We start from the raw sequence: 6,611 nt of genomic DNA, 5'->3' as shown, positions 1-6,611 counted from the left end.
GCGACCATATAGCGGATGCCAACGATAATGGACTTCAATTTCCTGCCCGATATGGGCAGAATGAGCACGAGCTTGCCCTGGGAAGGGCGAACTGGCTCTTCGCGGGCTCTTTACGTGCGGGGCAACGTGCAGCCGCGATCATGAGCCTGATTCGGTCAGCGCAACTCAACGGCCATGATCCGTACGTCTACCTCAAAGATGTACTGAATCGCTTGCCCACCCATCGAGCCGACGACATCGCTCAGTTGCTGCCGCATCGCTGGAAATCCCACACCGTCACTGCCTGAACGCTGTCGCTACCTCTCGACCGTGCCTTCCCCGGGCGCTTACAAAAGGGCGCGATTCCTTTCATCATTTCCGTGTAGGATACTGTACATATATACAGGTATTTTCCTACGCCAATGTCAGTCACAGCTACTCGTGCCGAAGAAATCCACCCCTCGCTATGGCGAGCCTCGCAGCTCGCGCGCGGAGGGCGGTGCACGCTCGACACGGGCTATCCCGCGCTATCGATCGAGTTGCCCGGCGGTGGCTGGCCAATCGGCGCGCTTGTCGATTTGCTGGTTCAGGTGCCGGGCGTCGGTGAAATGCGCCTGTTGCGGCCTGCACTGAGTTCGCTGGGCGAACGCTCCATCGCGTTGGTGCAGCCGCCGCATATCCCAGACGGTCTGGGGCTCAATTACATCGGGCTTTCACTCGATAAGCTGCTGCAAATCAAAGCTCCCAAAAGCGCCGATGCCTTCTGGTCCGCCGAACAGATTCTGCGCACCGGCAGTTACGGCGCGCTGATCTTGTGGGCGCAGCACGCGCAGGCGTCGTCGCTGCGCCGCCTGCATCTGGCCGCGCAGTCATCCGAGACGCTCTTCATCATGGTCCGGCCGCTCGCATCGGCGCAGGACTCTTCGCCGGCGCTACTGCGGCTGGCCTTGCGGCCCTCGGCTGACGGCCTGATGGTCGACATTGTGAAACGACGAGGCCCAACACGCGCCGAGCCTCTGTCGATTTCTCTTCAACCCACTCCTGTTTTGCTTTCCCGTCATGCGCGTCTTTCTCGCCGTCCATCTGCCGAAGTTGTCGCTCGAGGTCTTTCGACCGAAGTGGTCGCCTGAGCCTGAGCACGGCAGCGCGGTGCTGGAGAAAGACAAGGTCGCGATCGCCGACGGCGCGGCCCGTGCCGCCGGCGTGCGGCTCGGCATGAAGCGCGGTGGCGTGCTGACACTGTCGCCGGAAACGGCCCTGTACGAGCGCGACATCGCACGCGAAAGCGTGGCGCAACGTGAGGTCGGCGTGGCATTGATGAAGTTTTCGCCCGATGTCGCGTTGCTCGACGAAGCGACGGTACTCGTCGAAGTCGGCGCGAGCTTGCGGCTTTTTGGTGGGCTGCTGTCGCTGTGCCGTCAGGCGAAGGCGATTCTCGATGCGCTCGGCCTGACGGCACGCATCAGCGCCGCGCCGACCGGGCAGGGCGCATGGCTTCTGGCGAAACACGGCAACCGGCGCGTGCTGCAACTTGCATCACTCGAACGCGTGCTCGCGCCATTGCCGATGCTCGCCGTGCGGGAGATCCGTCCGTTTGCCGACTGGTTCGGCGGCCTGGGCTGCGAATCGATTGCCGATGTGCGCCGTCTGCCACGCGCCGGTTTGCAGCGCCGTTGCGGCGAGCATTTGCTGGATTCGCTCGACCGTGCATTCGGTACGGCGCCGGAACTGTTCGACTGGCTCGAACTGCCGCCCACATTCAGCGCGCGTCTCGAACTACCCGATCGTCTGGAACATGCGGACGGCGCCGTGTTCGCCGCGCATCGTCTGATCGTGCAGTTGTGCGGCTGGCTGTGTGCGAAGCAGCTCGCGGTGACGGCGATCACGCTGTCGCTCGAACACGAGCGCGGCCGCGAAGCAATTTCCCCAACGTCGATGGACATCGCCTTGAGCGAGGCCACCTGGCGCGAGGACCATCTGCTGCGTCTCGTGAAGGAACGGCTTCATCGCGTCACGTTGGATGCGCCCATCATCGCGCTGCGGCTCGATGCATCGAAAGTGGATGCTGCCGAGCCTGCCACGGATCAGCTTTTTCCCCAGCCGGGCGGTTCGCCCGCCGATCGGGCGAGGCTGATCGAACTGCTGATCGCGCGCAATGGTGAGGAAAATGTATTGCGCCCCGCGCCGACGGCGGACTATCGGCCCGAGATCGCGAACCGCTGGGTGAGCGTGAACCACTCGGAAAAGAGGATGCAGCTACCCAAGGGCTTGCCGCGTCCGACGTGGATGCTGGCGACGCCCGTGCGCCTGCTGATGCGCCAGCACCGGCCGTTTTACGGTTCGCCGCTGAAGATGGTGTCGCCGGGCGAGCGTATCGAAGCAGGCTGGTTCGACGGTGCACTCGTCACGCGTGACTACTTCGTTGCGCAGGGCGAAGACCGCACTTGCTACTGGATTTATCGCGAGCGCGTCAGCAGCCGCGATGCCGAAGAGGAGCCACGCTGGTTCCTGCATGGCCTGTTCGGATGACGCGCGATGGATACGACGTTCAATACGTTGCCGGCCTACGCCGAGCTGTTCTGCTTTTCGAACTTCACGTTTCTGCATGGCGCGTCGCATGCGGAGGAACTTGCCGAGCGCGCGTTCCAGCTCGGTTATTCGGGGCTTGCAGTCACCGACGAATGCTCGCTCGCGGGCGTCGTGCGCGCGCATGTCGCTGCGAAAGAGGTCGGTTTGCCGCTCGTCATCGGTTCGTACTTGCGGTTGCGCAATGCCGACGGCACGCCCGCGTTCGGCCTGATTCTGCTCGCGCAGAATCGCGAAGGCTACGGCAACCTGTCCGAACTGATTACGCTCGCGCGCACGCGCGCGCCCAAGGGCGAGTATCGCCTGACGCCGCACGACCTGTCGCGGCCCGATCGCGAGAACGCGCATCTGCGCGGCATGCCCGATTGCCTCGCGATCCTCGTGCCCGACTTCCCCGCGAACGAAGAGGTGCTCGAAGCGCAGATCGAATGGCTCGACGAGACGTTCCCCGATCGCGCGTGGGTCGGGCTCGTGCTGCATCAGCGCGCGATGGACGACATTCATCGCGGCTCAGTCGAATATGTCGCCAACAAACAGAGCGTGCCCGTCGTCGCATTGGGCCAGGTCGTGATGCACGTGCGCTCGCGCAAGCCGCTACAGGACACGATGACGGCGATCCGCGTCGGCAGGCCGGTGCACGAGTGCGGCTATGAACTCGCGCCGAATGCCGAACAGCATCTGCGTTCGCGCCTGCGCATCGCGAACCTGTATCCCGATCACACGCTGCGCGAGACAATCAGTGTGCTGTCGCGCTGTACCTTTTCACTCGACGAACTTCGCTACGAATATCCGGACGAACTCGTGCCTGCAGGCTTCACACCGACTGCGTATCTGCGGCAGGAGACCTACATCGGTGCGCAGCATCGTTTTCCGTCGGGCATTCCGTTCAATGTGCAGGAGCAGATCGAGCACGAGCTTGCGCTGATCGCGGACCTCGGCTACGAGCCGTACTTTCTGACCGTCTACGACATCGTGCGTTATGCGCGCAGCCAGCACATTCTGTGTCAGGGGCGCGGGTCGGCGGCCAATTCCGCGGTGTGCTACTGCCTCGGCGTGACGGAGGTGGACCCGGCGCGCGGCAACATGCTGTTCGAGCGTTTCATTTCGAAGGAGCGCGGCGAGCCGCCCGATATCGACGTCGACTTCGAGCATCAGCGGCGCGAGGAAGTGATTCAGTACATCTATCGCAAGTACGGGCGCGACCGCGCGGCGATCGCGGCGGCCGTGTCGACGTATCGGCCGCGCGGCGCGTTACGCGAAACGGGCAAGGCGCTTGGCGTCGATCCGCAGATCGTCGATGCCGTCGCGAAGTCGCATCACTGGTTCGATACGAGTCACGATCTGCTCAAGCGTTTCAAAGAGTCGGGGCTCGATCCCGACAAGCCGCTGATCCAGGCGTGGGCGCGTCTCGCGTCGCAACTGCTCAACTTTCCGCGCCATCTGTCGCAGCATTCGGGTGGCTTTGTGATCAGCCGCGGCAAGCTCACGCGGCTCGTGCCCGTCGAGAATGCGGCGATGGCCGATCGCTCGGTGATCGAATGGGACAAGGACGATCTCGAATCGCTCGGCCTGCTGAAGGTTGATGTGCTCGCGCTCGGCATGCTGTCGGCGATCCGGCGCACACTGGATCTCGTGTCGGACCGGCGCGGCGAGCGCTTCGAGATGCAGGACATTCCGCCCGAAGACGAAGCAACTTACGACATGATCTCCAACGCCGATACGGTTGGCGTGTTCCAGATCGAATCGCGCGCGCAGATGAGCATGCTGCCGCGTCTGCGGCCGCGCAAGTTCTACGATCTCGTGATCGAAGTGGCGATCGTGCGGCCGGGGCCGATTCAGGGCGGGGCGGTGCATCCTTATTTGCGGCGTCGGCAGGGCTTCGAGCCCGTCACTTATCCCAGCGACGCATTGAAGGCCGCTTTGGGTCGCACGCTGGGCGTGCCGATCTTCCAGGAGCAGGTGATGCAGGTCGCGATTCTCGCGGCGGGCTTCACGCCGGGCGAAGCCGACCAGTTGCGTCGCGCGATGGCTGCGTGGAAGCGCAAGGGCGGCCTCGAAAAATACTACGATCGCATCGTCAACGGGATGCAGGCGCGCGGCTACGACCAGAGCTTTGCCGAAGCCATCTTCGAACAGATCAAGGGCTTCGGTGAATATGGCTTTCCGGAGAGCCACGCGGCGAGTTTCGCACTGCTGGTGTACGCGAGCAGTTGGCTGAAATGTCACGAGCCCGAGGCGTTCCTCGCCGCGATGCTCAACAGCCAGCCAATGGGCTTTTACACGCCGTCGCAACTCGTGCAGGACGCGCGGCGCCACGGCGTGCAGGTATTGCCCGTCGATGTGACGGTGAGCGGCTGGGACTCGGCGCTCGAAGGGGTGAAGGGCCATGCGCGTCCCGCGGTCCGTCTCGGCCTGTCGCTTCTGCGCGGCATGAAGGATGGCGCGGCGGAGCGGATCGAGAATTCACGCGCCGTGCGGCCGTTCGGAAGCGTTCACGATCTCGCGCGCCGCGCGCAACTCGACCGGCGCGATCTGCATGTGCTCGCTGACGCGAATGCGTTGTCGTCGCTGGCGGGCAACCGGCGTGAGGCATTGTGGCATTCGGTGGCGGCCGTGCCCGACAGGGACATGCTGTCGGGCACGGCCATTCAGGACGATACGCCCGAACTGGGCGCGCCATCGGAGGCGCAGGACATCGTCGCGGATTACCGGTCAGTCGGGCTGACGCTCGGCCGTCATCCGCTGGAACTGCTGCGGCCCGTGCTGCTGGAGCAGCGCCTGATGCCCGCGTCGACGCTGCGCAACTATCGCAACGGACGGCTTGCGCGCGGTTGCGGCATCGTCACCGTGCGGCAGCGGCCGGGCACCGCGAAGGGCGTGTTGTTCGTCACGATCGAGGACGAAACGGGCAACGTCAATGTGATCATCTGGCCGAGCCTGCTGGAGAAGCAGCGGCGGGAAGCGCTCGGCGCCTCGCTGCTCGCCGTCTACGGCACCTGGCAATGCGAAGGCGAAGTGCGGCACCTGGTCGCGCAACGGCTCGTCGATATGTCGCATCTGCTGGGCGGCTTGCAATCGACGAGCCGCGACTTCCACTGATTCTTACCGCGCGTTATGCGGGGTTACCCGCGCCACGGAAATTGCGCGAGCACTTCCTGGATCGCCGTATCGAACGGCGTGCGCCGGCCGATGCCGAGCGCTTCGAGCCGCGCCGAGTCGAGATGGCAATCGTGCGGACGCGGTGTCGCGTCCGCCGGCGTGTGCTGCGGCGTCAGTTGCGCGTCGATTTGCAACGCGCTGGCGAGACGTCGCGCGATTTCGTGCTTCGTCATCGGTTCATCGCCGGACCATTGCACCGTGCCGCACACAGATTCGCCGCGCGCGTGTCGTTCCAGCAACTGGCGCACGACGACGGACACATCGGGCGTATACGTCGGATAGCGGATCGCCCACGCGTCCATCACCGCGGCTTTCGCTTCAGGCGCCGTGCGCGCCGACGCGGCAATCGCGGGCACGAGGCTCGTCACCGCCGATTCCCGCCAGTCGGTGATCGGCCCAAACAGCAGCGGCAAGCGCAGCACGCAGCCAAGATCCGTCGATTCAGCGAGCGCCCGCTCGCCATCGAGCTTGCTCCAGCCATACGCGTTGAGCGGCGAGGGCGCCGAGTCGTGACGATAAGGCGGCTGCTTGCCGTCGAACACATAGTCGGTGGAAATGGACAGTACCCACGCGCCGTGACGCTGCGCCGCCGACGCGATCGCGCGCACGGCATCCACGTTCAGCGCGCGCGCAAGCGCCGGGTCGTGCTCGCACACGTCCGGGCGCCGCTCGGCCGCTGCGATCACGATGGCGTCGGGACACTCGCGGTCAACGAACTGCGTGACGGCTTGCGCATCGCGAATGTCGAGCCTGACGCTTTGCGGGCTGGACCGGCTGAATGCGGTCTGCACGAACTGCCAGTCACGCTGCTGCGCGAGTTCGCCGACGATCGCGCGACCCAGCAAGCCCGAAGAACCGATAACGGCAACCTTGAACAGGCGTTGCGG

The 6,611-nt window shown here is 64.5% G+C and carries 5 protein-coding genes; 4 read left to right on the top strand and 1 reads right to left on the bottom strand.

The annotated features are described in order from the left end of the window. From J8I87_RS35880 to J8I87_RS35865, 4 genes are all read left to right on the top strand, one after another. Positions 1 to 287, top strand: a 287-nt coding sequence (locus J8I87_RS35880; RefSeq protein WP_245254398.1) for a transposase domain-containing protein, incomplete at its 5' end; no start/stop codon positions are given. 114 nt (positions 288 to 401) lie between these two features. Further along, positions 402 to 1,109: a translesion DNA synthesis-associated protein ImuA gene (gene imuA, locus J8I87_RS35875; RefSeq protein ID WP_209937060.1), complete on the top strand. Its 708-nt coding sequence runs from the start codon at positions 402 to 404 to the stop codon at positions 1,107 to 1,109. Then, positions 1,039 to 2,508 (top strand): Y-family DNA polymerase, encoded by a 1,470-nt coding sequence (locus J8I87_RS35870; RefSeq protein WP_209937059.1) that lies wholly within the window; start codon positions 1,039 to 1,041, stop codon positions 2,506 to 2,508. The genes imuA and J8I87_RS35870 overlap by 71 nt, the downstream gene beginning before the upstream one ends. Positions 2,509 to 2,514: 6 nt before the next feature. Beyond that, on the top strand, positions 2,515 to 5,664 hold the full coding sequence (locus J8I87_RS35865) for an error-prone DNA polymerase (protein ID WP_209937058.1): 3,150 nt from the start codon (positions 2,515 to 2,517) through the stop codon (positions 5,662 to 5,664). A gap of 23 nt (positions 5,665 to 5,687) precedes the next feature. On the opposite strand, the gene J8I87_RS35860 is transcribed toward J8I87_RS35865, so the two are convergent. After that, positions 5,688 to 6,602 (bottom strand): dTDP-4-dehydrorhamnose reductase family protein, encoded by a 915-nt coding sequence (locus J8I87_RS35860; RefSeq protein WP_209937065.1) that lies wholly within the window; start codon positions 6,600 to 6,602, stop codon positions 5,688 to 5,690. Positions 6,603 to 6,611: the final 9 nt, after the last annotated feature.

It is taken from the genome of Paraburkholderia sp. LEh10 (assembly GCF_017814945.1).
Taxonomy (GTDB): Bacteria; Pseudomonadota; Gammaproteobacteria; order Burkholderiales; family Burkholderiaceae; genus Paraburkholderia.
This window is presented reverse-complemented; position numbering and strand designations above follow the sequence as displayed.

Bases quoted from the DNA above. Each gene is read 5' to 3' on its own strand.
- imuA (WP_209937060.1), top strand. From the start codon at position 402: ATGTCAGTCACAGCTACTCGTGCCGAAGAAATCCACCCCTCGCTATGG.
- J8I87_RS35865 (WP_209937058.1), top strand. From the start codon at position 2,515: ATGGATACGACGTTCAATACGTTGCCGGCCTACGCCGAGCTGTTCTGC.
- J8I87_RS35870 (WP_209937059.1), top strand. From the start codon at position 1,039: ATGCGCGTCTTTCTCGCCGTCCATCTGCCGAAGTTGTCGCTCGAGGTC.